The following is a 589-nucleotide window of genomic DNA, read 5'->3' as shown; positions in this document are numbered from 1 at the left end:
GCATGCGTGGCCGCTTCGGCCCAGCCCGGCAGCAGCTTCACCGAATAGAACACGCCACCCAGGTAGGTCAGCGGGGTCAGGATGAAGGTCGGCACGATCGCCACGTCGTCGAACTTCTTCGCATACACCGCGTTGATGAAACCGGCCAGCGAGAAGATCGTCGCACCCAGGATCACCGTGGTCAGCATCACCAGCGGGTGCGGGATGCGCACCGGGGTGAAGAACATCGCGATGATCAGCACGATCACGCCCACCATCAGGCCGCGCAGCACCGCACCGGCCACGTAGCCCCACAGGATCACCCAGTTCGGCATCGGGCTGACCAGCAGCTCTTCCACGTGGCGGCCGAACTTGGCGCCAAAGAACGAGGAACTGATGTTGCCGTAGCTGTTCTGGATCACGCTCATCATCACCAGGCCCGGCACGATGAACTGCATGTAGGTGTAGCCGCCCATGTCCCCCACGCGCGACCCGATCAGGTTGCCGAAGATCAGGAAGTACAGGGTCATGGTGATCGCCGGCGGCACCAGGGTCTGGCCCCAGATGCGCATGATGCGGGCGACTTCGCGGCGCACGATGGTCATCAGTG

The 589-nt window shown here is 63.3% G+C and carries 1 protein-coding gene; it reads right to left on the bottom strand.

From position 1 onward, the window contains the following. Positions 1-589, bottom strand: a 589-nt coding sequence (locus DAI20_RS19895) for an ABC transporter permease (protein ID WP_205781528.1), incomplete at both ends; no start/stop codon positions are given.

Origin of the sequence: Planctomonas deserti (assembly GCF_003067705.1) — a bacterium.
GTDB lineage: Bacteria > Actinomycetota > Actinomycetes > Actinomycetales > Microbacteriaceae > Planctomonas > Planctomonas deserti.
This window is presented reverse-complemented; position numbering and strand designations above follow the sequence as displayed.